The sequence below is a fragment of the Salipiger sp. ABF4_146 genome, assembly GCF_056161345.1.
In genome coordinates, this window is sequence record NZ_JBSWYX010000006.1 from 217,892 (window position 1) to 244,291 (window position 26,400).

Annotated in this window: 21 protein-coding genes and 3 pseudogenes; 7 read left to right on the forward strand and 17 right to left on the reverse strand. The window is 66.3% G+C overall.

Annotated features, from left to right (window positions below; genetic code table 11):
• Positions 1-3: 3 nt before the first annotated feature.
• Both ACXAJT_RS10975 and ACXAJT_RS10980 read right to left on the reverse strand, forming a co-directional pair.
• On the reverse strand, positions 4-813 hold the full coding sequence (locus tag ACXAJT_RS10975; RefSeq protein ID WP_475235234.1) for an HpcH/HpaI aldolase family protein: 810 nt from the start codon (positions 811-813) through the stop codon (positions 4-6).
• Positions 814-903: 90 nt separating this feature from the next.
• Complete coding sequence (locus ACXAJT_RS10980; protein ID WP_475235235.1) at positions 904-1,521, reverse strand: GntR family transcriptional regulator; 618 nt, start codon at positions 1,519-1,521, stop codon at positions 904-906.
• Positions 1,522-1,769: 248 nt separating this feature from the next.
• On the opposite strand from ACXAJT_RS10980, the gene ACXAJT_RS10985 reads away from it, so the two are divergent.
• The 4 genes from ACXAJT_RS10985 (at position 1,770) to ACXAJT_RS11000 (ending at position 7,584) form a co-directional block, all read left to right on the forward strand.
• Positions 1,770-3,494: an IlvD/Edd family dehydratase gene (locus tag ACXAJT_RS10985; protein WP_475235236.1), complete on the forward strand. Its 1,725-nt coding sequence runs from the start codon at positions 1,770-1,772 to the stop codon at positions 3,492-3,494.
• 12 nt (positions 3,495-3,506) lie between these two features.
• On the forward strand, positions 3,507-5,126 hold the full coding sequence (locus tag ACXAJT_RS10990) for a GMC family oxidoreductase (protein ID WP_475235238.1): 1,620 nt from the start codon (positions 3,507-3,509) through the stop codon (positions 5,124-5,126).
• A 32-nt stretch (positions 5,127-5,158) separates the two neighbouring features.
• The gene (locus ACXAJT_RS10995) at positions 5,159-6,589 is read left to right on the forward strand and encodes an aldehyde dehydrogenase family protein (RefSeq protein WP_475235355.1); all 1,431 of its coding nucleotides are present in this window, start codon (positions 5,159-5,161) and stop codon (positions 6,587-6,589) included.
• Positions 6,590-6,663: 74 nt separating this feature from the next.
• Positions 6,664-7,584, forward strand: a complete 921-nt coding sequence (locus ACXAJT_RS11000) for a 2-hydroxyacid dehydrogenase (RefSeq protein WP_475235239.1) — start codon at positions 6,664-6,666, stop codon at positions 7,582-7,584.
• 364 nt (positions 7,585-7,948) lie between these two features.
• On the opposite strand, the pseudogene ACXAJT_RS11005 reads toward ACXAJT_RS11000, so the two are convergent.
• The 15 genes and pseudogenes from ACXAJT_RS11005 to hmgA form a co-directional block, all read right to left on the reverse strand.
• Positions 7,949-9,051 (reverse strand): annotated as a pseudogene (locus ACXAJT_RS11005) (IS30 family transposase).
• 201 nt (positions 9,052-9,252) lie between these two features.
• A complete protein-coding gene (locus ACXAJT_RS11010; protein ID WP_206895879.1) occupies positions 9,253-9,525 on the reverse strand; it encodes a hypothetical protein in 273 nt (90 codons plus the stop codon).
• Positions 9,526-9,623: 98 nt separating this feature from the next.
• Positions 9,624-10,824 (reverse strand): annotated as a pseudogene (locus ACXAJT_RS11015) (ISNCY family transposase); the annotation flags it as partial.
• Positions 10,751-10,906 (reverse strand): annotated as a pseudogene (locus ACXAJT_RS11020) (helix-turn-helix domain-containing protein); the annotation flags it as partial. The pseudogenes ACXAJT_RS11020 and ACXAJT_RS11015, both read right to left, overlap by 74 nt.
• Positions 10,907-11,263: 357 nt before the next feature.
• A complete protein-coding gene (locus ACXAJT_RS11025; RefSeq protein WP_475235357.1) occupies positions 11,264-11,668 on the reverse strand; it encodes a YitT family protein in 405 nt (134 codons plus the stop codon).
• A 588-nt stretch (positions 11,669-12,256) separates the two neighbouring features.
• Complete coding sequence (locus ACXAJT_RS11030) at positions 12,257-12,769, reverse strand: MarR family transcriptional regulator (protein WP_475235241.1); 513 nt, start codon at positions 12,767-12,769, stop codon at positions 12,257-12,259.
• Positions 12,757-14,064 (reverse strand): TRAP transporter large permease, encoded by a 1,308-nt coding sequence (locus ACXAJT_RS11035; RefSeq protein ID WP_475235242.1) that lies wholly within the window; start codon positions 14,062-14,064, stop codon positions 12,757-12,759. Before ACXAJT_RS11035 ends, ACXAJT_RS11030 begins: the two co-directional genes overlap by 13 nt.
• A complete protein-coding gene (locus ACXAJT_RS11040) occupies positions 14,057-14,512 on the reverse strand; it encodes a TRAP transporter small permease (protein ID WP_475235244.1) in 456 nt (151 codons plus the stop codon). The genes ACXAJT_RS11035 and ACXAJT_RS11040 overlap by 8 nt, the downstream gene beginning before the upstream one ends.
• On the reverse strand, positions 14,509-15,549 hold the full coding sequence (locus ACXAJT_RS11045; RefSeq protein WP_475235246.1) for a TRAP transporter substrate-binding protein: 1,041 nt from the start codon (positions 15,547-15,549) through the stop codon (positions 14,509-14,511). Before ACXAJT_RS11045 ends, ACXAJT_RS11040 begins: the two co-directional genes overlap by 4 nt.
• Before the next feature lie 65 nt (positions 15,550-15,614).
• Positions 15,615-16,250 (reverse strand): maleylacetoacetate isomerase, encoded by a 636-nt coding sequence (maiA, locus tag ACXAJT_RS11050; protein WP_475235247.1) that lies wholly within the window; start codon positions 16,248-16,250, stop codon positions 15,615-15,617.
• On the reverse strand, positions 16,243-16,437 hold the full coding sequence (locus tag ACXAJT_RS11055) for a DUF2783 domain-containing protein (protein ID WP_475235248.1): 195 nt from the start codon (positions 16,435-16,437) through the stop codon (positions 16,243-16,245). Before ACXAJT_RS11055 ends, maiA begins: the two co-directional genes overlap by 8 nt.
• On the reverse strand, positions 16,437-18,047 hold the full coding sequence (locus ACXAJT_RS11060; protein WP_475235249.1) for an FAD-dependent oxidoreductase: 1,611 nt from the start codon (positions 18,045-18,047) through the stop codon (positions 16,437-16,439). The genes ACXAJT_RS11055 and ACXAJT_RS11060 overlap by 1 nt, the downstream gene beginning before the upstream one ends.
• 93 nt (positions 18,048-18,140) lie before the next feature.
• Complete coding sequence (locus ACXAJT_RS11065; protein ID WP_475235251.1) at positions 18,141-19,115, reverse strand: MBL fold metallo-hydrolase; 975 nt, start codon at positions 19,113-19,115, stop codon at positions 18,141-18,143.
• 17 nt (positions 19,116-19,132) lie between these two features.
• Positions 19,133-20,392: a fumarylacetoacetase gene (gene fahA / locus ACXAJT_RS11070; protein ID WP_475235254.1), complete on the reverse strand. Its 1,260-nt coding sequence runs from the start codon at positions 20,390-20,392 to the stop codon at positions 19,133-19,135.
• A 108-nt stretch (positions 20,393-20,500) separates the two neighbouring features.
• Complete coding sequence (gene hmgA, locus ACXAJT_RS11075) at positions 20,501-21,868, reverse strand: homogentisate 1,2-dioxygenase (RefSeq protein ID WP_475235256.1); 1,368 nt, start codon at positions 21,866-21,868, stop codon at positions 20,501-20,503.
• An 86-nt stretch (positions 21,869-21,954) separates the two neighbouring features.
• Here hmgA and ACXAJT_RS11080 point away from each other — a divergent pair, with 86 nt between their 5' ends.
• The 3 genes from ACXAJT_RS11080 (at position 21,955) to ACXAJT_RS11090 (ending at position 26,349) form a co-directional block, all read left to right on the forward strand.
• Positions 21,955-22,404, forward strand: coding sequence for a MarR family winged helix-turn-helix transcriptional regulator (locus ACXAJT_RS11080; protein ID WP_475235257.1), 450 nt, complete (start codon positions 21,955-21,957; stop codon positions 22,402-22,404).
• 275 nt (positions 22,405-22,679) lie between these two features.
• Positions 22,680-24,410 carry a sigma-54-dependent Fis family transcriptional regulator gene (locus ACXAJT_RS11085; RefSeq protein ID WP_475235258.1) on the forward strand — a complete coding sequence of 577 codons (1,731 nt, stop codon included), beginning with the start codon at positions 22,680-22,682 and terminating at the stop codon, positions 24,408-24,410.
• Between the two features lie 139 nt (positions 24,411-24,549).
• Entirely contained in the window at positions 24,550-26,349 is a 1,800-nt protein-coding gene (locus tag ACXAJT_RS11090; protein WP_475235259.1) for an NAD(P)/FAD-dependent oxidoreductase, read from the forward strand.
• Positions 26,350-26,400 lie beyond the last annotated feature (51 nt).

Genomic DNA, 26,400 nt, shown 5'->3' on the forward strand with positions numbered 1-26,400 from the left:
CCCTCAGGTCGCCGCGAAAGCACGCCGCATGTCGGCGGCGCTGTCATCCGCCGCGGCGGCAAGGAAGCCGTAATCGGCGCCAAAGGTGAACACATCGAACCCCATCGCGATCAAATCCGCCCGGCGCTCGGTCGAGGACAGGTCCAGCCCCGCACGCTTGCCATTGGCGCGGGCGGCGCGGGCGACCGCTTCGAAGACGCGCATCATCTCGTCGCCCCAGTCGCCCTGCGGCAGACCCAGCGAGCTGGCCATATCGGCGGGGCCGACATACAGCACGTCGACGCCCTCGACCGCGGCGATCTCGTCGAGGTTGTCGAGCCCGGCGCGGCTTTCGATCTGCAGGATCAGCGTCGTGGCGTCATTGGCTTCGGTGAAATAGGCGTCGGCATCATCGTAGTAGCCCGAGGCGCGCCACGGACCGATGCCGCGCTTTCCCACGGGCGCGTAGCGGGCGGCGGCGACGATGGCGCGCGCCTGCTCGGCGCTTTCCACCATCGGCAGCATGATCCCGCTGGCGCCCGCATCCAGCACCTGTTTGATCGTCGCGCTGGCCTGCGACGGCGCGCGGTAAAGCGTCGGCATGCCGTGCAGTTCCGCCGCTGGCAGCAGCGCTCCAAGGGCGCGGGCGTCGATCGGGGAATGCTCGCCGTCGATCATCAGGAAATCGGAATCGCGCCGCGCCATCAGCTCGACCACATTGGCATCGGCAATGTTGATCCAAGGGCCGAAGGTCGGGGTGCCCGCCGCCAGCTTGTCGCGCAACGCGCGGCCGGTGGTCAGGGCAGGGGTCGGACCGGGGGTGTGAGAGGTCATTTCGGGTCTCCTTTCGGGGACGTGGGGGAGTGTTCGCCGCCGCGGGTCGTGCGGGGCGTTGGTTTGGAAGGCGCCGGGTGGCGGGGAGTGTTAGATCGCTTTGCCGTAGCGCTCGGCGGCGTCGCCGTCACCGGCAAGGATGGCCTCGACCAGCTGTGCATGGCCGATGCCGATCTCTTGCGGCGGGCCGCTCCAGCCGGCGTTGGACTGGGCGATCATCAGGCGGATCTGGTGCTCGACCATGGTGAAGTAGCGCAGCAGGCGGGTGTTCCCCGACAGCGCCATGATCGTGCGGTGCAGCGCCAGATCGGCCTCGGCGATCTCTTGCAACTCGCCGCGCTCGCTGCACGCGAGCAGGTGATCGTAGGCAGCCTGAAGCTGGCTGCGGCCCTCGTCGGTGAGTTGTTCCGCCGCCAGTCTGGCGGCCAGCCCCTCGAAGGCGCTGCGCACGCCGGTCAGTTCCCAAGCATCCTGCTCGGTCAGCTCCGGCACGCGCCAGCCCGAGTAGGGCACCTGCATGATCAGCTCTTCCTGCACCAGTCGGTGCAGCGCCGAGCGCACGGTGCCGCGGCTGAGGCCAAGGTCCGCAGCCAGATGGTTTTCCATGATTTTATCTCCAGCGCGGATCTCGCCGCGCAGGATGCGCTCGCGGATGATCTCGGTCGCGCGGGTTTCAAGACTGCGCTTGTCGATGGCGATTTCGCTCATGCCCACCTCAGGTCTGTCGGGCCGCACCAGAGGATGCGCCGCCCCCGGCAAGGGGCGGGCGAATGCGGCGTGATCTGCGTTGACCCTAGCAGGATTCTCGGGATTTGCCAGACGATAAAAGTTATCTGTTATTTGTTGACAAAAATTGCCGCGCCGTGGGAAACAGCGCCCGAACGGCGGGCCGCACGCAGCGGAACCTGCGCCCAGACGGGTGCTCGGCACCCGCAGGACCGAAAGGGACAGCCGAAATGAGCCAGAAAAAGAAACTGAGATCGCGCGAATGGTACGAAGGCGCGAACGTCGATGCCTTCATGCACCGCAGCTGGATGCGGAACCTTGGCTACCCGAAAGACATGTTCGACGGGCGTCCGGTGATCGGCATCTGTAACACTTGGTCGGAACTCGTGTCGTGCAACGGCCACCTCGACAAGCTGGCGGAATTCGTCAAGCGCGGCATCTACGAGGCCGGCGGCATGCCCGTGGAGTTCCACGTCACGCCGCTGCCAGAGGCCAACCTGCGCCCCTCGGCGATGCTGCTGCGCAACCTCGTCAGCATGGACGTCGAGGAGACCATTCACGGCAACCCGTTCGATGGCGTGGTGCTGATGGCGGGCTGCGACAAGACCACCCCGGCGCTGCTGATGGGCGCGGCAAGCTGCGATCTGCCGACCATGCTGATCTCGGGCGGGCCGATGATGAGCGGCAACGTGCGCGGCAAGCCGGTCGGCTCGGGCACCAGCGTCTGGCGGCTGAGCGAAAGCTACAAGGCGGGTGACATCAGCCTTGACGAGTTCATGGACGCCGAAGCCGGGCTGACGCGCTCGGTGGGCTCGTGCAACACGATGGGCACGGCGTCGACCATGGCACTGCTGTCCGAGGCACTTGGCGTGGCGCTGCCGGAAAATGGCGCGATCCCTGCGGTCGACGCGCGCCGCTTTGCGCTTGGCCAGCTGACTGGACGGCGGATTGTCGAACTGGTGAAAGAGGACGTGCCGCTGTCGACCTTCCTCAACCGCCGCTCGTTCGAGAACGCCGTGAAGGTCAACGCCGCCATCGGCGGTTCGACCAACGCGGTGATCCATCTGCAGGCTATCGCCGGGCGGCTTGGCTTCGACTTCGAGCTTGAGGACTGGGACCGGCTCGGCGCGGGCATTGGCACGCAGGTCAACATCATGCCGACCGGCGAGCACTTGATGGAGGAGTTCTTTAACGCGGGCGGGCTGCCGCCGTTGCTGAAGATGCTGTCGGACGCCGGGATCATCGACGGCGACGCGCCGACCTGCACCGGCAAGAGCATCGCGCAGAACGTCGCCAAGGCGCAGAACTTCAACGAGGATGTCATCCGCCCGCTCGACAATCCGGTGGTCGAGGATGGCTCGATCGTGGTGCTGCGCGGCAATCTCGCGCCCGGCGGTGTGGTGCTGAAGCGCTGCGCGGCCAGCACGGATCTGATGCAGCACCGTGGCCGCGCCGTGGTCTTCGACACGCTGGAAGACTACGAGACGCGCGTGCTCGATGATGATCTCGACATCGACGAGACCTGCATCATGGTGCTGCGCAACTGCGGGCCGAAAGGGTATCCGGGCATGCCAGAGGTGGGCAGCATGGGTCTGCCGCCGAAGGTGCTGAAGAAGGGCATCACCGACATGATCCGCATCTCGGATGCGCGTATGTCGGGCACCGCCTACGGCACGGTGCTGCTGCACACCGCACCCGAGGGCGCCGCCGGTGGCCCGATCGCGCTGGTCGAGGATGGCGACTACATCACGCTCGACGTCGAGAACCGCCAGCTGTCGCTGGAGATCAGCGACGAGGAGATGGCCCGGCGCCGCGAAGCCTTCACCCCGGTGATCCCCGACGTGCGCGCCTACCAGCGTCTGCACGTGGATCACGTGCTGCAAGCCGATCGTGGCTGCGACTTCGATTTTCTTGTCGGCCACCGCACCGCGGGCATTCCTGCCAAGTCTCACTGAGCGGAGGGTTCCATGACCTACGATTACATCATCCTCGGCGGCGGCTCGGCGGGCTGCGTGCTGGCCAACCGGCTCAGCGCCGACCCCGCCTGCAAGGTGCTGCTGGTCGAGGCCGGCTCGGGCCGGGGCAGCCTGTTCATCTCGATGCCCACGGCCAATGGCTTCATCTTCGGCAAGAAGGGCTTTGACTGGTCCTACCGCACCACGCCGCAAGAGGGCATGAACGGCCGCCGCGTGCACTGGCCGCGCGGCAAGCGGCTCGGCGGCACCTCGACGATCAATGGCATGGTCTACATCCGCGGCAACGCCGCCGATTACGACGGCTGGCGCCAGCAGGGGCTGGAAGGCTGGTCCTATGCCGAGGTGCTGCCCTATTTCCGACGGCTCGAGCACAGCCACCGCGGTGAGAACGCCTATCACGGCACCGGCGGCCCGCTGAAGACCGGCGGCGCGGGCGGTGCGGCGCCGATCGACCTGACCTTCCTCGAGGCGGCCAAGCAGGCGGGCATGGACTACAACGAGGATTTCAACGGCGCCCGCCAGCAGGGCGTCGGGCTCTATGACGTCTCCGTTGCGGACGGCAAACGCTCGGACACGGCTTCGGCCTACATCCGCCCGGTGCAGCATCGCAAGAACCTGACCGTGATGTCCTCGACCTACGTGCAGAAGCTCGAGATGGAGGGCAGCCGTGTCACCGGCGTCACCGTATCGCGCAAGGGCAAGGTGCAGACCCTGCACGCCGCGAAGGAGGTGATCTGTTGCCTCGGCGCGCTGAACTCGCCGCAGCTGCTGATGGTCTCGGGCATTGGACCGGAGGCGGAACTTTCGCGGCACGGCATCGACCTGCGCCACGCACTGCCCGGGGTGGGCGAAAACCTGCAGGACCATCTCGGCCTTCCGGTGCAGTACGAAACGCGCGACCCGAAGGCGACCTTCGACCGGTTCCAGCGCATCGACCGCGCGGTGGGCCTTGGCCTGCGTTACCTGCTGACCAAGACCGGCCCCGGCGCGCACCCGTTCTGGAGCGCCGGCGCCTTCCGCTCGTCGAGCCCGGATGTGCCGCCGGAAATCCAGTTCTTCTTCACCCCGATGCTGGTGATCGAAGACCCCGAGAACCACCGCAAGCTGGCTTCGGCGGGCTATCAGATCGACATCAACCAGATGCGTCCCGACAGTCGCGGACGGATCACCCTCGCCTCGGGCAAGATGGGCGATGCGCCGCTGATGGACCCGCGCTATCTGACCGAGGAAAAGGACCGCCGCGAGATGATCGAGGGCGTTCGCATGGCGCGCGAGATCGGCGAGCAGCCGGCGTTCGAACGCTATCGCGGGGCCGAGGTCTCGCCCGGGGCCGAGCGCACCACCGATGCGCAGATCCTCGAGTACATCAAGGACAACGCCATCTCGGGCTATCATCCAGTCGGCACCTGCAAGATGGGCACCGAGACCGATCCGATGGCGGTGGTCGACGCGCAGCTGCGCGTGCATGGCATCGAGGGGCTGCGCGTGGTCGATGCCTCGGTCATGCCCACGATCACCACCGGCAACACCAATGCACCCACCATCATGATCGCCGAAAAGGCCGCCGACATGATCGCGGGCAAGACGCCGCTGCCGCGCGCCGACGTCTGAACTTCAAGATATTTGAGGACACCATGACCGACATGACCTTCCCCAACGCCAACAGTTTCTACATCGACGGCCAGTGGGTCGCCCCGCATGGCAGCGACAGCTGCGAGGTGGTCAACCCCGCCGACGGCCAGCCCTTCGCCCGCATCGCCATGGGCGACACGCAGGACGTGGACACCGCCGTCGCGGCCGCGCGCCGTGCCTTCCCCGCCTTCGCCGCCACCACGCGCGAAGAGCGCCTCGCGCTGCTCGAGCGCATTCTCGAGGTCTACAAGCGCCGCGAGCCGGAGATTGCCGAGATCCTCACCCGCGAGATGGGTGCGCCTGCCTCGATCTCTCTGTCCGAGCAGACCGCCGCCGGCACCGCCCACCTCGAGGCGATGATCGACGCGCTGCGCGACTTTTCATTCGAGCAGATGCAGGGCACCACGCTGATCTGCCGCGAGGCGATCGGTGTCACCGCGCTGATCACCCCGTGGAACTGGCCGATCAACCAGATCGCCTGCAAGATCGCCCCGGCCATCGCCGCCGGCTGCACCATGGTGCTGAAACCGTCAGAAGTGGCGCCGCTCAACGCCATCCTCTTTGCCGAGGTGATGCATGAGGCCGGCGTTCCGGCGGGTGTGCTCAACATGATCCACGGCGACGGCCCGGTGGTCGGCGCGGCGCTCTCGTCGCACCCGCAGGTCGACATGGTCTCGCTCACCGGCTCGACCCGCGCCGGCGCGGCCGTTTCGAAGGCTGCCGCAGATACGGTCAAGCGCGTGCATCAGGAACTCGGCGGCAAATCCGCCAACATCCTGCTCGACGACGTCGATCTTGAAGAGGCGGTCAGCACCGGCGTGACCTCCTGCATGCTCAACACCGGGCAATCGTGCGACGCGCCGACCCGCATGCTGGTGCCCGCGGCGCTGTTCGATCAGGCCGTCGAGATCGCCAAGCGCACCGCCGAGGCCATGGTGACCGGCGATCCCACCGACCCGGCCACCGAACTCGGCCCGCTGGTCAGTGAACTGCAACATGGCCGCGTCACCGCGATGATGGAGCGGGCGATTGCGGCGGGCGCACGGCCCGTCACCGGCGGCACCGCCAAGCCGGCGGGGCTTGAGGCGGGCTATTACGTGGCGCCGACCGTCTTCACCGATGTAACCCCCGAGATGGAGATCGCCCGCGAGGAAGTCTTCGGCCCGGTGCTGGTGATGATGCCCTACGAGACCGAAGACGAGGCCATCGCACTGGCCAACGACACCGTCTACGGCCTCGCCGCCTATGTGCAGGGTAAGGACAAGGCGCGGGTGATGGCGATGGCGCGGCAGCTGGTCGCCGGCTGCGTGCATCTCAACTACCCCGACTTCGATGCCGCCGCCCCCTTCGGTGGTTTCAAGCAATCCGGCAACGGCCGCGAGTACGGCCGCTACGGGTTGGCCGACTTCCTCGAATACAAGGCCATCGTCGGCGCTGGCTAAGGCCGACGCGACCATACCGCCTCCGGCTTTGGCCGGGGGCGGCGCCCCCTTCTTCCGACCTGACCGAGAGACCGATGCCCGCCGAGATCCTGACCATCACCGCCCTTCAGCCTGACGTTCAGACCGAGCTTGAGGCGCGGTTCACCGTGCATCGGCTCGACCGTGCAGCCGACCCCGAGGCGCTGCTGATCGATATCGGTGCCAAGGTCCGTGCTGTGGTGACCGACGGCGGCGAGACTGTCGACGCGGCGCTTCTGGCACGTCTGCCGGGGCTGGAATTCATCTCCTGCGCTTCCGCCGGGCACGAGGGTATCGACACCGCCGAGCTGGCACGGCGCGGCATCCGCATGGAGACCGTCTCGCCCGCGCTGGAAGACGACGTTGCCGACACCGCGCTGATGCTGCTGCTGGCAGCGCGGCGCGACCTGCCGCGCGCCCATGCCCACGTCACGGGCGGTGGCTGGGAGGCCGGCGAGTATGCGTTGCAGCGCAGCTTCAGCGGAGGCCGTATCGGTATCGTCGGCCTTGGCCGCATCGGGCAAGCGGTGGCGCGCCGCGCGGCAGGGTTCCGCAAAGAAATCGGCTATATCGCGCGAAACCCGAAGCCCGGCGTCGCGCACCGGTATTTCGGCGAGCTGACCGATCTTGCACGCTGGTCCGATGAACTGGTCATCTGCCTGCCCGGCGGCGCCGCGACACGGCATCTTGTCGGAGGGGCGGTGCTGGAGGCGCTTGGTCCGGAGGGCGTGCTGGTCAACGTCGGTCGCGGCTCGGTGGTGGATGAGGACGCGCTCGTCGCGGCGCTCACCTCGGGACAGCTGGGCGCGGCGGGTCTCGATGTCTTCGAAAACGAGCCGACACCCGACCCGCGGCTGATCCGGCTGGCCAATGTGACCTGCTACCCCCACCACGCCTCGGGCACGCAGGAAACCCGCGACGCGATGGCGCGGCTGGCGCTTGAGAACCTGCTCACGTTCTTTGCCACGCCCCGCTGAGGGGCGGCGTGGCGGACGGCGATCTGTTCTCGAGCATAGACAGTGCGGCGAGCATTCTGATGCGGGGTGTTCATCCTTGCGGGTCCCGAGCTGGAGTTTGGCGATGGCACCCGAACCCCGCGAGGGTGAACAACCTTCTGGGATTTCACACATAAGCGAGGGCTGATGCAGTACGAAAGACGAGAACATCGCTGCTTTGCCCTCACGCTGTCATCGAACCGGGCTATCTTCTTGACCCCTAGATTTTTGTCGCTTCACGGGTGAGCGGCCCGGAGCATCTCTGCGGTGGACAGCCAGCCTTGAGCCCATGCAGGGCGGCAGCTTTGAACTGAGGGTGTGTGCGCTACTTGCGGCGCGACTCCCATTACCTGCGACGGTAAGAGCGGCGGCCGATTTCCTCCATCATCTTTTCGCGGAAGACCTCGGCCGGGGTCCTCCAGCCGAGGCATTTGCGGGGCGTGTTGTTGAGCTGGTCGCAGAGCTGCTTCAGCTCGAGCTCCGTCATGGCCGGGATGTCACGCTGCCTTGGAAGCCAGCGGCGGAACCGGCGGTTGGTGTTCAGGGCAGTGCCTTTCTGCCAGGGCGAGGAGGGGTCCCAGAACCACGTTTGGGTTCCGAGCTGAACTTGCAGGTGCGGCCATGACACGAATTCCGTGCCGCGGTCGAAGGTGATCGACCTGCGGCCCGACATGGACAGATCCCGCACTGCTTTCACGATCTTGTCCCTCTCGGCAGATTGCTTCGCAATTGCCTGCCGGGCAATGCATGACCGGTTTCGTGCGCCTGTTGGCGTTCTTCAGCAGCACGGTGAAGCGGCTGACGCGTTCGACAAGAGTGGTGACGTTGTCTGGCCAAGCGATTGTTTGAACAGCATCAAATCTCCCTCCCAATGGCCGAATTCCCTGCGGTGCGCCACGTCGTCCGGGCAGAACAGGATACTGACATCACAGTCGAATTTTGGCGCGCGGCGCTTGCGGGCGCGACGTGGCCGGCGGGCCCTGCGGTGCTCGGGCAGGTACCACCAGAGCTCCTGCGCCATGCCTTCCTTCGAGGAGATGTACCGGTAGATGGTCTCCTGGCAGACCCGGAGCGTCGCACCTTCGTGGATCAACCGGTTGCCGATCTGCTCGGGGGTCCCGTCGACCGGCAGGCGCATGCGCAGCATGCTGCCGAGAGGGGGCCGTTCTTGATCCGCTCGACGACCTGATTTCGAAGCTGCGGATGCCGGATCAGCTTGCGCTGGCGGGCGCGCCGATCGGTGGCCTGCCGATGCGCAGCGGCGCCATAGTCGCCATCATAGCCCGGCAGGCACTCATCGCTGAACCAGTTCCGCTTGATCTCGCGGTAAATGGTGGCTTTCGAGCGCTGCAGCACGCACGCCATCTCCCGGACGGGGACCTTTGCCAGCTTGCAGCGTTCGATCTGGACACGTTCCTTGACGCTCAGTTGCGCGTACACCGCTCCCATGACCGACTCTCTCCATTAGATAACCATCTGTTTTCTAATGGGAGTCGCACTTGAGGGTAGCGCGCTCCCGCTACAACAGCATGTTGCAACCAAGTTGAAATGTCCTCGGCTGCGCAAACCAGAAATGTCTCACCGAGGGTGGAGAAGCATGGCCGGGCAGGGCGAAGACCCCACATATTGCAGCCCTGATCGGCCATGCGTTCAGAGCCGGAGCTTGCGGCGCTCCTTTGCGCTGTAGAAGGCACGGAAACCTTGCTCGTCGAGGAGCTTCTCGAAGGCGCGCCAGGCAAGGCCGTCGGCGAAATATGGAGGGTTGTCCAAGATCGTCAGCGTCCCGAAGGCGTTCTCCACTGACAGGATCCACGAAGGATCGTCTGAGGTTCGGTAAATCTCCACGGTGAAGCGGTGGCCGTCGATCACCACGTCCTGCGTCAGGTTCGAGAAGATGATCTCCGGCTCTGTATTGCCTGCCATGTGCCTGCCTCGCTCATTCGCTCACTCACGCGCTCGCGGCGGAGGCTAGCATCGCGGCGACGCGGCGACAGCGTCATTCCGGGGGGGGCTGCGGCCCGCGCCTTTGCCTGGCGCGCTGCCAGCGAGTTCCAGCCGTCGTTGCGGCGACCTGTCGGCTCGTAGCGGGTCCGCTGCTTGCCGGCCCGCCGCTTCTTCGGAGGCGCCTTGTCCTGCTCGGCCTTGATGTATTCCAGCACCGCGCTCAGATGCTTGTTCTCGGTGATCGCGGCATGGCTGACACGCTGGTCTTTGTCGAACACGGAGTAGGGCAGCGACACGCCTTTCCAGCGGACTTCGAACCGGCCATCGGGGAACTCGTAGGTGTCGACATACTTGCCAGGCAGTGCGCGCGTGATGTCGTTCTCCGCAAGGATGATGCGCTGCCGCTCATAGGAGAAGGCCAATTGCCTGGTGACATAGCGCTCATCGCGGAAGCACAGGATCTCTCGCAGACGTTCCGGTTCCATGTTCAGGGACCGGTGCAGGTTGTCGGCCCGTAGCGGCGCCTTGGCGAACTTCGCATTATGGCGCGCCAAGAACCTTGGCAGGATCGCGTTGCCGGCTGCCATGTCGCAGACGCCCGCCAGCCGTAGTTCCTTCACCAGCCGATCCTGTAGGGTACGGTTCGCGCGCTCGACGCGGCCCTTTGCCTGGCTGCTGTTTGCACAGAGGATCTCGATGTTCAGATCGTTCAGCGCCCGACCGAACTGGGTCATGCCATGGCCCGACTTCGCTCCTTGCTTGGCGACACGGAACACCGAGTGCTTGTCGGAATAAAAGGCCACGGGCCGGCCGTGCGCCGCGAGATACCGCTCGAGCGCGCCGAAATAGCTGAAGGTGCTCTCAGAGGCTACAAACTCCAGGTGCATCAGCGTGCTGGTGGCGTCGTCGACAAAGGCCAGCAACGTGCAGGCCGGACCGTGTTCCTCGAACCAGGCGTGATCAGAGCCGTCTATCTGCACGAGCTCGCCATAGCAGTCCCGGCGCCGGCGCGGCTGGTGAAACGCTCTGCGCTGCTTGCGCCCCTCTGGGGACATCACGTGCCGTGATGCCCTGCCGGGCAGTGGACAGCCAGATGCCGGCATCCTGCATCCATTTGCGCAAGGTCTCCCGCGACACCTTCAGGCCATGGTCTTCCTCCAGCTTCTCGGCTGCGAACGTGGGCCCGAAGTCGGCGTAGCGCTCACGGATCAGCGTCAGTGACAAAGCCACTGCGCTTGATCTCTCGGCAGACGCTGGACCTGTGACGGCCAAGTTCCGCGGCAATCCTGCTGACCGGCAGCTTTGCGTGCAGCATGTCTTCGATACTGCACCGTTCACGAAGGTCCAATTTTGTGTGTGCGCCATCATCCGTTCTCCTTGCTTTCCAGCAAGATAGGGGAGTTGTCGCAACGCAGTTTAGAATGTGCCCCGCTTACAGGAGATGCTCCTATAATCGTCATTATGTAATATCCGTACTTGCCGCTGGAAACTTCGCAACGCGGCTCTCGAGCGGTCTGCGGTACTTTTCAGCATCCGTCTTCGGCGGCGTTTCGCGAGGCTCTGCCTGCTGCAGCTTTACCTCCTCCATGCCCGTTCCAGAGACATGGTTACGATCTTGTCTTCGTCTCCACGAAACCGGCGGCGGGCGGCGCGCCGAACGCGGTCCGTAATCCGGCAGCGCGCGATCTTCCTCGCGTTGAGCGGTCTCGCGCGCGCTTTATGCGGCGGGAGCCGCCTGCGAAATATGGAAATTCCAGGCGATGATAAAGTTGAGGACCACGGCGGCGGCGCAAGAGATCAGGACGCTTTCGAGCGGCAGGACCAGAAGCGAGAGAGTGAAAACCACCAAGTCGAAACAAATCTGGAACCAACCGGTGCGGAAGCAAGTCCTTTCCCCGACGATCAGCGCAAGGATGCCGAGGCCGCCAGCAGAGGCGCCATGTCGAGACAGCGCGATCCCCCGACGGCGCAGCAGGAGCCTGCGAGCACGGCTGCCTGCACAAGCGGCAGCGCCTCGAAGCGGATCAGCGACCCGAGCATCGGAGAGGTTGCGGAGATCCTCAGCACGGCGGCGATGGTGCGTAGGGTGAAACTTGGTCCTGGCTGGACCCAGGACAGCCAGAAGAACGGCAGGCTGACCAGCTCGGCGCGCTCGAAAGCGCGAGACCCGCGGTGAGCTACACCACCTCTCGGGACATCATCACTGGGCGCGCCCGAAAGGACGACTGACCTGCCGCAACTGGCCGCGATGAGGGCCTGCGCGCCGCCCTTCACTTGTCATTTGGCCCGGCACTCTGGAAACGATGGGCGGGATATCGCGGTCGACGTCGGTTTGCGGCGCGAAAGACCTGTCTCAAGGCCTTTGGGACGCCGGTCATGTCACGAGGCCCGGACCATCAGACCGCCGACATCGCGGCCATTGCCCGAAGCCGGAACAAAGGTGCGGGACACTTCGACCTGTCGCAGATTAACACAGCAACGCCGCCTTCAACAGCACGCTCCGGACCGGATGCCTGAGCGCGCACGGGTTCATGAACCGTGCCGCGGCGCGCAAAAGGATCGGGATCATGGCGTAGGCGCGACAAAGAAGACAGACGCCTTGGTGCGATCAAATACACCGCCCCGGTTGCGATGACCTCACCCGCCCGACATCGTGAAAGCAGCCCCGAAACTCCTGTTCCGGGGCCCAGCGTCGGGGGGCAGAGCAAGATCACATCTCATTGGTCAAAGGGCCGTCGGTCAAAGGCGCGTCACACTCCGATATGAAGGCATCAAGCAGAATGACCAGTCGCTCGTAGCGCTCGGTGCCGAAGCGCTCGGCAAAGGCGTCGGTGATCCCGCGTGACACCGGGGTGAACCTTGCCACCAGGGCCCGGCCCTCGCCCGTTACCGAGACCACCTGCCGGCGGCGGTTCGCGCGGTCCTGTGCCCTTTCGACCAACGCGCGCTCGACCATCGACTGCAGGATGCGCGAGACCGAGGCAGGCTGCAGACAAGCGGCCTTGGCCAGCCCCTGCACCGAGCAGGGGCCACTTTCGATGAGCACGCGCAGGATGCGCCACTGCGGCTCGGTGACACCGGCCTCGGCCAGCATCGGGCGCAGCTCGCGCAGCATGGTCTCGCGGGCCCGGATCAGGGCGAAGGGCAGCGAGCGGTCGGTGCTGGCAAGGTTGGGATGATCGGTCATATCGCTCCGTTCCGAAATGGCTTTCACAGCAGACATAGCGAAATCCACGGCACCAGCACCAGCAGCGCCAGCCGCACGAGGTCTGCCAGCCAGAACGGGATGATGCCCTTGAAGATCGTCGCAAGCGGTATGTCCGGCATCACCGAGCGCAGCACGAAGACGTTCATCCCCACCGGCGGGGTGATCAGGCTGACCTCGGTGACCACCACGACGACGACGGCGAACCAGATCAGCAGGTTCTCGGGATCGGCCAGCGGCCCGCTGCCGAAATCGAGCTGTGCGATGATCGGGTAGAACACCGGCACGGTCAGCAGGATCATCGACAGGCTCTCAAAGACGCAGCCCATCAGCAGGTAGATGCCGACCATGATCCAGACCACTGTCCAAGGGTTCACCTCGGCATCATAGATCATGTCGACCAGCGCGGCGGGCAGTCCGGCGAAATTGACGAAGGCCGAGAAGATCTCGGCGCCGATGATGATCGCGAAGATCATCGCCGAGGCCAGCACCGTCTCACGGCAGGCCGAGACAAAGCCCCGCCAGTCGAGCGCCCGCATCGCCAGCGCCAGTGCCAGCGAGGCGATGGCCCCCATGCCCGCGGCCTCGATCGGCGTGAAAAAGCCACCGTAGATGCCGACCATGATGAACACGAACAGCCCCAGCGTCCCGGCCACGCCCAGCTTGTCGCGGCGGCTCATCGGCTGCGAGGACCCCGCCTCGGGCGCGAGCGAGGGATCAAGGCGCACCGCGATCATCACCGCGATCAGGTAGAAGACGATACCGATGGCCCCGGGCAGCAGTCCGGCGATGAACAGCTTGCCGATGTCGCTCTCGGTCAGCAGGCCATAGATGATCATGATCACCGAGGGGGGAATGAGAATGCCCAGCGTGCCCCCCGCGGCGATCGAGCCGGCGGCGAGGCTGTCGGCATATCCGAAGCGGCGCATGGGAGGCATGGCGACGCGACTCATGGTGGCGGCGGTGGCCAGCGACGAGCCCGAGACCGCCGAAAAGCCGCCGCAGGAGAGCACCGCCGCCAGTGCCAGACCGCCGCGCATCCGGCCGAACACCCGGTCGGCCCCGGCAAACAGCCCCTGCGCGATGCCAGACCCGGCCAGCACGTTGCCCATGAAGATGAACAGCGGCACCACCGAGAGCGAGTAGCTCAGCCCGGTCTCGAAGACCGCGGCACCGACCATCGACCCGGCGGGCTGCCAGCCGCGCAGCCAAGCGAAGCCGACGCCGCCGACCAGCGCCATGGCAAAGGCGATGGGCACGCGGGCGAAGACCAGCGCCAGCAGGATGACGATGGCGACTACGGATTCAGTCATGGGAAAATTCTCGCAGCAGTCCGAAAAGCGCCGAGGCGAGGCAGGCGACGCCCCCCAGCGCGGCAAAGGGGGCGAGCGGCACGCCCAGCGAAACCGAGCGCGCGCCCTCGTGCCACTGATCGAGCATAAGGCCGAAGAGGGTCCATGCGAACCAGCACAGCACCAAGGCCGAGACCATGGCGGCGAAGAGCCCCAGAGCCCGCTTCACCGGGCGCGGCAGCGCATCCACCAGAAGGTCGACCTCGACATGTGCCCCGGCGCGGCTGACCAGCGGCAGCGCCACGAAGACCAGCGCGCCGAGTATAAGCTCGGTCATCTCGAAGGCCCCCGAGAGCGGCGCGTTGAGCAGATAGCGCCCCACCACGTCGATCCCGGTCACCGCCATCAGGGCCAGCAGCAAAATCGCTGCCAGCCCCAGAAGGAGTGTTTCCAGTCGCTGCGCGATCATTGCGTGGCCGACATGTCGACGCCGGTCATCTCGCGGAAGCGCGCCAGCGCCGCGGCACCGTCCTCGCCCTCGGGCAGACCTTCCGCCCATGCGGTCTCATGCTGCGCGGCGGCGGTCTTCACCGCCTCGATCACCGGCGCAGAGGCGGCGTAAAGCTCGATCCCGGCTGCATCGATCTTTTCCTTCGCCGCGTCGTCGGCGTCGTTCCACGCCTGCCCCACCATCTCGGCGAAGGCCGCGCCGGAGATCGCATCGATCGCCTGCTGATCCTCGGGCGAGATCTCGGTCCATTTGTCCTCGTCCATCACCAGAAACCAGCTGGTGTTGTAGAGCCCGCCGGGCACGGTCATCGAGTATTTGATGTCGCCGGTCAGCTTGAAGGCGGTCAGCGCCTCGTAGGTGAAGGCGACCCCGTCGATCACCCCGCGCGAAAGCTTCTCGTAGACCTCGGGCGAGGACATGAAGAGCGGCGTCGCGCCCAGATCCTCTGTCAGCCCGGCGATGTAGCCACCGGGCACGCGGATCTTCTGCCCCTCCAAATCGGCAGGGGTCTCGATCTTGCGCTGATTGTTGTGCAGCAGGCCCGGCCCGTGCATGAACAGCCCCAGAAGATGCGTGCCGGCGTGTTCCTCGCGCGCGTTCAGATCCTCGGTGTAGACGGTCCAAAACGCCTTCGACGCGGCCACCGCGTCATCGCCGAGGAACGAGAACTGTCCCAGCTGCGAGCCGGCGAAGCGATCGTCCTGCGTGAAGCTGTGCAGCCCATAGGTGATGTCGGCCACCCCGTCGCGCGCCATGTCGAAGTGCGCCGGCGGGCTGCCCAGAGGCTTGCCGAGCACGCGCACCGAGACCCGCCCCTCGGTCACCTCCTCGACCTTCTCGGCCCACGGCTTGATCGCGTTGACCACGATCGGGTGGCGCGGCGGCAGCCAGCTCGATAGCGCCAGCCGCACGTCTGCCGCCTGCGCCACGCCCGACATCGCCAGCAGGGCGAGGGTTGCGAGGCCGGTGTTTTTCAATTTGGATTTGAACGTCATGGGTTTCCTCCCTTACGGGGCCGCGGGCTCCTCCGCCCGGACCCGGTGAACTTTGCAGTGACCTTTCAGCCCGGGGCGGGCTGCATCGCCTCGGGCGCGGCGCGGCGGAAGGCAGTCAGCCAGGCGCAGGCCTGCGCCACGCGGGTGATACGCGGCAGGTCGTCCGTCTCCACGCCCCAGCGTGCGGCGTTGTAGAGTTGCGGGATCAGGCACAGGTCGGCTTGGCTCAGATCGGCGCCCATGCAATAGGGCCCCGTGTCATCCAGCAGCGCCTCGAGCGCCTCGAGCCCGGGGCGGATGAAATGGCGCATCCACGCGGCGCGGGTGTCTTGCCGTCCGGTAAGCGCGGCGGCATGGGCCGCGACGCGCAGGTTGCAGACCGGGTGCAAGTCGCAGGCAATGGCCTGCGCAATGCCCCGCATTCGCGCCGCCTGCGCCGGGTCCGAGGGGCGCAGGGACAGCCGCCCGGTGTCCTCGAGGTAGTCGAGGATCGCAAGGCTCTGCGTCAGCCGCAGCCCGTCGATCTCCAGCACCGGCACCAGCCCCTGCGGGTTGCGCGCCAGATGCGCCGCGCCGCGATGATCCCCGGCCAGCAGATCGACCGGGCGGCTCTGCCAGTCGAGCCCCGCGAGGTTCAACGCGATGCGCAGCCGCCAACTCGCGGTCGAGCGCCAGTAGTCGTAGAGCACCGCCTCAGGCATAGGAGCGCGCCGTCTTGAAGATTTTCTTCAGTTCGTCGACGTCGCCGAGGCGATTGGCCAGCAGCAGCACGATGCGCACGTTGAGCGCATGGCTCTGCGCCTCGTCCAGCCCCTCGTGGGCGGCCATCAGCGCCTCGTAGGCCTCGTCGCCGCGGGCGCCGAGGCCCATCTCAAAGGTCTCGCGCATCAGGCCATCTCCCTTTCGCAGGTGTTTCCCATGGCGCGGGCCAGCGCCTCTTTCAGATCGGCCTCCGGCACCGCGCCATGGAACACCGCCGCCGCGTGACCGTCGGGCCGCACCAGATAGGCGAGACCAGTGCCGTAGCGCTGCAGCGCATAACCGCCGCGGTCGTCATGCGTGGCATAGTCCTGCCCGCGCTGACCGATGCCGACCCGCCGCACGCCCACATCCGGCAGCGCGATCTCGCCGAACCCGACCAACGTGAACGCCCCCTGCAGCAGCGGCAGCAGCCAACCGTTGCCCACCGGCGCATCGATCATCGGCTGACCGGGGCGCACCGGCCCCTCGCCCGGCGTCTGCAGCGCAAAACCTTCCAGCGAACAGGGCAGCGACAGGCGGCCCGAGTTGATCAGCCGCCGGGCGAAGGGCTGGTCATGCGCCATGCGCAGCGTCTCGCGGCGGAACAGCGCCTCGATTGCCGTCTTCGGTGTCATGAAATTGGTCGAGCGCGAGGAGTTGAGGATGTTCTCCGCCGAGCCGTGGCTGCGCTCCTCGTGGTAGCTCTCGATCAGCGCCTCCTCGGCCTCGCCCCGCAGCACAGCGGCCAGCTTCCAGCCAAGGTTGTCCACGTCCTGAATGCCGCCGTTGCCGCCGCGCGCGCCGAACGGGCTGACCACATGGGCGCTGTCGCCGACAAAGACCACCCGGCCATGCACGAACCGGTCCAGCTTGATGCAGCGGAACTTGTAGACCGACAGCCAGTCGAGCCGGAACGGCCGGTCGCCGACGATCGCCTTGATCCGCGGAATAACCTTCTTTTCGCTGGCCTCGAGCTTGGCATCCGCGCCCAGATCGAGTTGCAGGTCGATGCGGTAGATATTGTCGGGCTGCTGGTGCAGCAGCGCCGACTTGCCGGGATGGAAGGTCGGGTCGAACCAGAACCAGCGCTCTGCAGTGCCCTGCGCGAAGGGGCTTTCGTCCATCTCGATGTCGGCGATGAGGAACTGCTCCTCGAAGGTCTGGCCGGCGAAGGCAAGCCCCATACGTTCGCGAGTTGCCGACTTTGCGCCGTCGCAGGCCAGCAGCCACTCTGCCTCCAACTGATAGCCGCCCTCGGGCGTCTCGACCGTCAGCGACACGCCATCCGCGCGGGCGGCATGATCCACCACCTTCGACAGAAAACGGATATCGATCAGATCGGGGAACGCGCGGGCGCGCTCAAGCAGGTACTCCTCGACGTAATACTGCTGAAGGTTGATGAAGGCCGGGTATTTGTGCCCATCCTCGGGCAGCAGGTCGAAGCTGTAGACCTCCTCGTCGCCATGGAACAGCCGTCCGACCTTCCATGTCACACCCTTGTCGAGCATCCGCTCGCCGACGCCCAGCCGGTCGAAGATCTCCAACGTCCGCTTGGCCCAGCAGATCGCGCGGCTGCCGACCGAGACCACGTTGTTGTCGTCCAGCACCACCGAGCGGATGCCGTGCAGCGCAAGGTCGATCGCCATGGCAAGGCCAATCGGGCCAGCCCCGACAATGGCGACCGGCGCGCCGGTTGTGCCGCCGTCAAGCTCCGGCGGGCGCACAAAGGGCTGCGGGGCATAGCTGTATGCGGGCATGTTTTCTCCTCCCTGTCGCGCGCGGCCGGGTTCCTCCTCCGGGCCGCGCGATGATCCTGCGGTGCTTGCGCTCCGGGCAGACCCCGGACCGGCTCAGCCCTGCAGGTCGGCCCACATCTGCTGATCGCGCTCGGCGGTCCAGACGCGGGGGGTGTCGATGCCGCGGGCCTCGTCGTAGGCGCGACCGACGTTGAACGGCAGGCAATGCTCGTAGATCGCGTAGTCGGCGAACTTCGGGTCGCACTCGGCGCGCACCGCGTCCCAGGCTTCCTTGAGCGTGCCGCCGCGGGCCACGACACGGGCGACGGGCTTGTAGGTCGAGCGCACGAAATCGGCGGTGCTTTCCAGCGCCTGCGCCACCTGCGCCGCGCCCACCAGCGCATCGCCGCGGCCCGGCGCGATGGCCTTGGGCTCGAAGGCGGCGATATTGGCCAGCGTCTCGGGCCAGTCGTTAAAGTGACCGTCGCCGCAGTAGCAGGCCGAGTGGAACTCGACGATGTCGCCGGTGAACATCACCTCCTGGTCGGGCACCCAGATCACCGCGTCGCCGGCGGTATGGGCGCGGCCAAGGTGCATGATGTCGACCCGGCGCTTGCCGAGATAGACAGTCATCCGATCGCTGAAGGTTGTCGTGGGGCGGGTCAGGCCGGGGATTTCCTCATGGCCCTGGAAGAGCCGCGGGAAGCGGCCGAACTCGCTGTCCCAATCCTCCTGCCCGCGCTCCTCCACCATGGCGGCGGCGGTGTCGGACATGATGATCTCGCGCGCGCCATAGGCCGAGGCTCCAAGCACCCGCACCGCATGGTAATGCGTCAGCACCAGATGGCTGATCGGCTTGTCGGTGACCGAGCGCACGCACTCGATGACCTTGCGCGCCAGCCGCGGGGTAGCCTGCGCCTCGACGATCATCACGCTTTCGTCGCCGATGATGACGCCGGTGTTGGGGTCGCCCTCGGCGGTGAAGGCATAGAGCCCCTCGCCCACTTGCGTGAAGCTGATCGTCTTCTCTTCCATGTCGCCCTGCGAGGCAAAGGCCTTGGCTTTGGTGGCGGTCTGGGTATCGGTCATGGTCGGGGTCTCCTGCCTCAGTCTTTTGTCCAGTCGGGCTGCGGCACGGCGGGCAGAACCTTGCCCGTGCTTGCGCCGAAGCCGATGCGGTAGCCGTCGCCCTGCGCCGCGCCGCGCAGGGTCAGAGTGTCGCCATCCTCGAGGAAGCTGCGCGTCGCGCCGCCGGGCAGCTCGACCGGCGCCTTGCCGCCCCAGCTCATCTCCAGCAGCGAGCCGCGGCTGCCGGGCGTCGCACCCGAGATTGTTCCCGAGCCCAGCAGATCGCCCGTGCGCATGGCGCAGCCGCTGCTGGTGTGGTGGCACAGCTGCTGCGCGGCGGAGTAGTACATCTCGGCATAGTTGGTGCGCGAGATCACGCTCTCCGCGCCGCCCTCGGGGGTCAGCGCCACCTCGAGATCGATGTCGTAGAGCATCGGCCCCGGCTCGCGCAGGTAGGGCAGCAGTTCGCGCTCGCGCTCCGGCGTCGAGGTGCGGAACGGCGCCAGCGCCGCGGCGGTGACGATCCACGGGCTGATCGTGGTGGCGGTGGCCTTCGACTGGAACGGTCCGAGCGGCTGGTACTCCCAGGCCTGGATGTCGCGCGCCGACCAGTCGTTGAGCAGCACGTAGCCGAAGATCATCTCATCCGCCTGCGCCACCGAGACCATGCCCTGCGACGGCGTGCCGACGATCGCGCCCATCTCCAGCTCCAGATCGAAGCGGCGGCAGGGCTCGAACACCGGCAACTCGGCCTCGGGCAGCTTCAGCTGCCCCCAGGGCCGGCGCACCTCGCTGCCCGAGACCACCACCGAAGACGCCCGCCCGTTGTAGCCGATGGGGATCGACAGCCAGTTCGCCGGGAGCGCGTTCTCGGGGCCTCGGAACATCGAGCCGACGTTGAACGCGTGGTTCTTGGCGGCGTAGAAATCGGTGTATTCGCTGACCGTGAAGGGCATCAGCAGCGACACGCTCTCCAGCGGCACCAGATGCGGCTCGACGGCGGCGCGATGCGCCGCGTCGCCCAGCAGTTCGGTCAGCCGCGCGCGCAGCGCCGCCCAGACTTCCGGCCCCGCCGCCATCACCGCGTTCCACGACGGCGCGGCAAAAAGCGCCGGGTCCAGCCCGTGATCCACCGCGCCCACGTCAAGCACGAACGCCCCGATCGCCACACCCATGCGCGGGCCGCGGCCGGCGCCCGGCGCGCTCCCATCATCGAACACCCCGTAGGGCAGGTTGTTCAGCGGGAAATCGCAGCCGGGCGCATTCGCCCCGCCGACCCAGCTCTGCATCAAGCTCATTCTCTTCCTTCCGGGGCCGCGGCCCTTCTTCTCTTTTGAAATACGCCGGGGGTGAATTGGCCGCAGGCCAAGAGGGGGCAGCGCCCCCTCCCCCTTGCACGCGGCGGCTCAGTCCCAGTTGCCCTCGGGCGTGCCGTCGAAACGCTTCTTCAGGCTGTCCCAGCAATCGATGTAATCGTCCTGCAGTGGCGCCTCGGTCGCGGCAAAGCGCGTCAGGTGCTGCGGGAAGCGGGTCTCGAACATGAAGCTCATCGTGTCGTCGAGCTTGCCCGGCGTCAGTTCGCCGAAGCTGGCCTTCTCGAAGGCCTCGTTGTCCGGCCCGTGCGGCAGCATCATGTTGTGCAGGCTCATGCCGCCCGGCACGAAGCCCTGCGGCTTGGCGTCGTATTCGCCGTAGATATTGCCCATCATCTCGGACATGACGTTCTTGTGGTACCACGGCGGGCGGAAGGTGTTCTCGGCCACCATCCAGCGCTCGCGGAACAGCACGAAGTCGATATTGGCGGTGCCCTCAACGCCCGAGGGCGCGGTCAGCACGGTGAAGATCGACGGGTCGGGGTGATCGAAGAGGATCGCGCCGACCGGGCAATAGGTGCGCAGATCGTATTTCACCGGCGCGTAATTGCCATGCCAGGCCACCACGTCGAGCGGCGAGTGGTCGATCCAGGTCTCGTGGAACTGCCCCTGCCACTTGATCACCACGCGACTGCGGGCCTCGCGGTCCTCGAAGGCCGCCACCGGCGCCTTGAAGTCGCGGCGGTTGGCCATGCAATTGGCGCCGATCGGGCCGCGCCCCGGCAGGTCGAACTTCTGGCCGTAGTTCTCGCAGACAAAGCCGCGTGCCGGCCCGTCGATCAGCTCGACCCGGTAGACCAGCCCGCGCGGCAGGATGGCAATCTCCTTGGGCTCAAGGTCGATCACCCCAAGCTCGGTGCAAAAGCGCAGCCGCCCCTCCTGCGGCACCACCAAAAGCTCGCTGTCGGCAGAGAAGAAGTACTCGTCTTCCATCGAGGCGGTGACCAGGTAGATGTGGCTGGCCATGCCGACCTGCGTGTAGACGTCGCCCGCGGTGGTCATGGTGCGCATGCCGGTGAGCCAGGTCAGGCTTTCCTGCGCATGCGGCACCGGATCCCAGCGGTATTGGCCGAGGCTGATCACATCGGGATCGACGTTGGGCGCGCTCTGCCAATAGGGCACGTCGATCTTCGCGAAGCGGCCGACATGTTTCACCGCCGGGCGGATGCGGTAGCACCAGGTGCGCTCGTTCTGGTGGCTCGGCGCGGTGAAGGCGGTGCCAGAGAGCTGCTCGCCATAAAGCCCGTAGGCGCAGCGTTGCGGCGAGTTCATCCCGTCGGGCAGCGCGCCCGGCAGCGCCTCGGTTTCGAAATCATTGCCGAAACCGGGCATGTAGCCCTCGTGCAGCGCACTGATCCCCGCCGCACGCGTCAGGCCCGAGATCTTGCTCAGCTCGTTCATCTGCGAAGTCCTCCCTCGACGTATTGATGACATGTTGTTAGTTACTTTTGTAACTAACAAGGGGGATTCTCAGCGTGATCAAAAAAATGGCACAGCACAGCGAACACCATGACTCTTTTGAGCTTTTCAACTTCACGCCTTACCTGCTGAACCAGGCTGCCGAGGCGCAGAGCGATGTGTTTTCAAGAAAGTACCGCGACCGCTACGGCATGCTGCGCACCGAATGGCGGGTGCTGTTCCACCTTGGCCGGCACGGTGACATGAGCGCCAAGGAGATCTCGCAAAGCGCCTCTATCCACAAGACCAAGGTCTCGCGCGCGGTCAGAGCGCTGGAAGAGAAGCGGTTCCTCTCGCGGGTCACCAGCGCGGATGATCGGCGCAGCGAACGGCTGTCATTGCGCCCGCCCGGCCAGGAGGCCTTCCGGCATCTGTCGCGGGCGGCGCAGGACTACGAGGCCGCGCTTGAGCAGCGCCTCGGGAAACGCGACGCGCACAAGTTGCGGGACCTGCTCAAGCGGCTGGGCCAAGCTGGATAGGTGGGAGAGCATGGCAGATGGTTCCGCGGGACCCGTGGCTGGCAAAGTTCATCAGTCTCTGCCCGACCGAGACGAGGTGAGCGCGGCGACTGAGAGCTGCTTGCGCGTGGCACCCCATCCGGGACGGGGCCGCACAGAAGACATATGCAAAGGCGTGAGAGTGGATACCCTGCCGCACGCGGGGCAGAAAACCACCCGCCGCACGAACCAACAAAAGTCTGAGCTATCCCGCCACGCGCTCTGTGCTACCCTCGGCGCGTCGGAAAGGGGGAGCGATGCGTGACCAGCAACATGTCGACGAGATCGAGCAGGTCTTGGGCGGCTCGCAGACCGGGCGGGACGGGTTCGTCTCGGCCTCTTGGCGGAGGTGCGTCGAGCTTTACGGCATGGATCCGATGCGCCGCGACCCCGCGCACATCGTGACCGAGAGTGAACTGCGCGATCATCGCAAGCAGGCCGAATGGATGATCGGCGCCGCACGGTCGAGCCTGCAAAGCCTGTTCCGGCAGGTTGCGGGGCAGAACTACGTGCTGCTGCTCACCGATGCCAAGGGAGTCTGCGTCGACTTTTTCGGAGATGATCTGTTCGTCGACGACCTGCGGGCCGCCGGACTCTACCTAGGCTCGAACTGGTCCGAAAGCCTTGCCGGAACCTGCGGTGTCGGTGCCTGCATTGTGACGCAAGAGCCGGTCACGGTGCATCAGGACGACCACTTCGGCAATGCACACACCACGCTCAGTTGCACCGCCGCGCCGATCTTCGACAGTCTCGGCGGTCTTGCGGCGGTGCTCGACATCTCGCTGCTGCGCTCGCCCGCGCCGAAACGCAGCCAGAACCTTGCCATGAGCCTTGTGACCAATGCCGCGCGGCGGGTCGAGATGGCCAACCTCATGGCCGAGAGCCGCCGCGACTGGGTGCTGCGCCTCTCGGCCAGTCCCGAGTTCCTCGACGTCGATCCCGAGGCGGCGGTGCGTCTTGATGGCGCGGGCCGTGTGCTCGGCTACACGCGCGCCGCGCGGCGGCTGTTTCCCGAGGGCGACGAGGTGATCGGCCGGCGCATCGACGAGGTGCTGGGGCTGAGCGTCGATGATCTGCCCGACCTGATGCGCGACCGCCCCACAGAGGAGCGGATCATCGAGATGCGGGACGGCGGAGCGCTGTTCGGCCACGCCATCGCACCGCAGACGCCGCGCACCGCGCCGCGTAGCAGCCGCCGTGGCGGCCCGCTCGCCGGTCTGTCCGGAGACGACCCGGCGATGGCACAGGTGCTGGCACAGGCGGCGAAGCTGGCGCGCACCTCGGTGCCGTTGCTGATCACCGGCGCCACCGGCACCGGCAAGACCAAGCTGGCGCACGCGATCCACATGGTCGGCACGGCCAATGGGTTCCTGTCGCTCGACTGCGCCGGACTGTCGCCCGACGCGCTGCGAGAGGCCACTGCCGCGCTGACCGGCCCCACCACCCTTGTCCTGCGCCGCATCGAGGACCTGCCCGCCGCCACGGCGCCATCGCTGACCGCCATTGTGGATGGCGCTCAGGGCCTGCGCCCGATCGTGACGACCTGCGCCGATCCCGCCGCGCTGGCGCTGTCCCGCCCGCTGTTCCACCGGCTGGCCGGCGCCACCCTGCGGCTGCCCTCGCTGCGCCAGCGCCGCGATCTTGGCTGGCTGCTCGACCGAGTGCTGCACCGGCGCGCACCCGAGGACATGCGGCTGTCACCCTCTGCGCGAGCGGCGCTGCTTGGCCGTCCGTGGCCCGGCAACCTGCGCGAGTTGGAGCAGGTGCTCGACGTCGCCATCGCGCTCTGTGACGGGCGGGTGATCGACCTTCCCGACCTGCCCGCGCCCGTCGATAGTCCGCCCGCGCCGCCGGATGCCGAGGAGCAGCTTGAGCAGGTGATGGAGGCCTGCGGCTGGAACATGGCACGCGCCGCGCGCCGCCTTGGGGTCAATCGCTCGACCATCCTGCGGCGCCTGCGCAAAGCCGGACTCCAACCGCCAAGCTGAGATGTTGCGCGGCGTTGCGCGCGCAACATGCCGCGGCGCAGCGCCCATTTTTCAGGCAATCAGAGACAGGCCGCGATGGATCGCGGCGGCGTCCTCCCTCGATACTCTGCGCAGAACAACGCGCAGAGGAGGAGACGCGATGCTCGATTCAACCGCAGTGAGCCGCACGCAGGAGGTGCTCGACCGGCTCAACGCCGCTCTGGAGGAGGGCGATACCGCCGCGGCAGCCGATCTGTTCGCGACCGACAGCTACTGGCGCGATCTGGTCTCGGTCAGCTGGAACCTGAAGACGGTGGAGGGCCCCGCAGGGGTGAGCGACATGCTCGAACAGCAGTTGGCACAGACCCGCCCCGGCAGCTTTCAGATTCAGCAGGGCGAAGTGCCGACCGAAGAGGGCGAGGTGATCACCGCGTGGCTCACCTTCGAAACCGCCGCCGGACGCGGCTGGGGCCTGATGCGGATCAAGGACGACCGGATCTGGACGCTGCTCACAGCGCTTCAGGAGCTCAAGGGGTTCGAAGAGAACCGCGGCCAGCGTCGGCCCATGGGCGCCGAGCATGGCGCGCAGAAAAACCGCACCAGTTGGAAGGAGCGGCGCGAGGCGGAGGAGGCCTCGCTCGGCTACGACACCCAGCCCTATACGGTGATCGTCGGCGGCGGTCAGGGCGGGATTGCCCTCGGCGCGCGGCTGCGGCAGCTCGGCGTGCCGACCATCGTGCTCGACAAGCACGACCGTCCCGGCGACCAGTGGCGCAGCCGGTACAAGTCGCTCTGCCTGCATGATCCGATCTGGTACGACCACCTGCCCTACATCAAGTTTCCCGACAACTGGCCGGTGTTCACCCCCAAGGACAAGGTCGGCGACTGGCTCGAGATGTACACCAAGGTGATGGAGATCAACTACTGGACCCGCTCGACCGTCGAGACGGCGCAGTTCGACGAGGCCTCGGGCACATGGACGGTGGAGGTTGACCGCGACGGCGAGAAGGTGGTGCTGCAGCCGACGCAACTGGTGCTGGCCACCGGCATGTCGGGCAAGCCGAACCTGCCGCAATTTCCGGGCATGGACAGCTTCAAGGGCACCATCCAGCACTCCTCACAGCACGAGGGGCCGGATGCTTGGAGCGGCAAGAAAGTGGTTGTCGTGGGATCCAACAACTCGGCGCATGACATCTGCGCCGCGCTCTGGGAAGCCGAGGCCGACGTCACCATGGTGCAGCGATCGTCGACCCATATCGTGCGCTCGGACAGCCTGATGGAGATCGGCCTCGGCGCGCTCTACTCGGAAGAGGCGCTGGCCAATGGCGTGACCACCGAAAAGGCCGACATGATCTTTGCCTCGCTGCCCTACAAGATCATGCATGAATTCCAGATCCCGCTTTACGACCAGATGCGTGAGCGCGATGCCGAGTTCTATGCCGGGCTGGAGAAGGCGGGCTTCGATCTCGACTGGGGCGACGACGGCTCGGGGCTGTTCATGAAATACCTGCGCCGGGGGTCGGGCTACTATATTGACGTCGGCGCCAGCCAGTTGATCATCGACGGCGAGGTCAAGCTGGTGAAGGGGCAAGTCGACCATTTCGACGAAACCGCGGTGGTGCTGTCCGACGGCACGCGGCTCGAAGCCGATCTGGTGGTCATGGCCACCGGCTACGGCTCGATGAACGGCTGGGCCGCCGACCTGATCAGCCAAGAGGTCGCTGACAAGGTCGGCAAGGTCTGGGGGCTCGGATCGGACACCACCAAGGATCCCGGCCCCTGGGAAGGCGAGCAGCGCAATATGTGGAAGCCGACGCAGCAGCAGAACCTGTGGTTCCACGGCGGCAATCTGCACCAGTCGCGGCACTACTCGCTTTACCTCGCCCTGCAGCTGAAGGCCCGGATGGAGGGTTTGGACACCCCCGTCTACGGCCTGCAGGAGGTGCATCACCTGTCGTGATGCATCTCGCGCCCGGCCGCCTCCCGTGCCGGGCGCATATCCCTATCAAGT